We start from the raw sequence: 812 nt of genomic DNA on the forward strand, positions 1-812 counted from the left end.
CGTTCGCCTGCATGGCCTTTGCCCTGACTTCAGCATCGGGAAAGGCGCGGTGTACGCGTTTTATCAGTTCTTTTTCGATAAGCGTGTGGGCGTTGTTCAGTCCGGCAACGTTACGTTTGTCATAAACAAGTTCAACAAACATGAAAGCTATCCTTGATGTTACTGTTTTTATGTACAGTACACGGAAACATGAAGCTTGAAAAGACAATTTTACCCATCCACACTACCATAAAGACAAGATGATTCGCGTTGGAGTACATAACATGGCCGTTGGCTGGGCAGGGGATGGTGCGGTACAGGAGCAAATAGACAGCACGGTTGAGGACGCTGTTGCCAGAGTAAGAAATGAACTGCCTTCTGGTGAGAGTTTGTCGCATTGTGCCGAGTGCGGTGAGCCGATCCCGGAGGCAAGACGCAAAGCATTACCTGGCGTGCGTTTTTGTGTGAATTGTCAGAAGTCTCTGGATGTCAAACAGCAAAATTTTTCTGGTTATAATCGGCGGGGTTCCAAGGATAGCCAACTGCGCTAATTTTTTAGTTTGGAAAATATTATATTGAATATTATTTATATTCTCGGGGGTTTTATTGTTCGGCCATTCATTAAAACTAAAAAAATCAATATAATAAAAGGGTAAGCATAAATCATCGTTAACTGGTATCCGCTTATCTAAAGCCTGTATATGATTAATCATGTTTTCAATATCATGACCACGTACTTCTTGTATGAGATTGCCTATGGATGTGAGGCTTATTATAGCGGACGAGAAAAACAAATACTTATCCGTTGAGGATGCAATAAAACCATCAATGCA

3 protein-coding genes are annotated in these 812 nt (G+C 42.0%); 1 reads left to right on the forward strand and 2 read right to left on the reverse strand.

Features of this window, described 5'->3' with window-relative positions:
• A partial coding sequence (locus J5224_RS31715; protein WP_264628948.1) for a DinI family protein occupies window positions 1-142 on the reverse strand: 142 nt, incomplete at its 3' end.
• Window positions 143-263: 121 nt separating this feature from the next.
• On the opposite strand from J5224_RS31715, the gene J5224_RS31720 reads away from it, so the two are divergent.
• Complete coding sequence (locus J5224_RS31720; RefSeq protein WP_264628947.1) at window positions 264-530, forward strand: DksA/TraR family C4-type zinc finger protein; 267 nt, start codon at window positions 264-266, stop codon at window positions 528-530.
• Here J5224_RS31720 and J5224_RS31725 read toward each other — a convergent pair.
• The coding region (locus J5224_RS31725; protein ID WP_264628949.1) for a hypothetical protein at window positions 423-812 on the reverse strand (390 nt) is incomplete at its 5' end. The genes J5224_RS31720 and J5224_RS31725 overlap by 108 nt on opposite strands.

The organism is Candidatus Symbiopectobacterium sp. NZEC135, assembly GCF_025962695.1.

What these genes read in the sequence shown, in the direction of transcription:
- J5224_RS31720 (WP_264628947.1), top strand. Translation starts at nt 264, where the DNA reads ATGGCCGTTGGCTGGGCAGGGGATGGTGCGGTACAGGAGCAAATAGAC.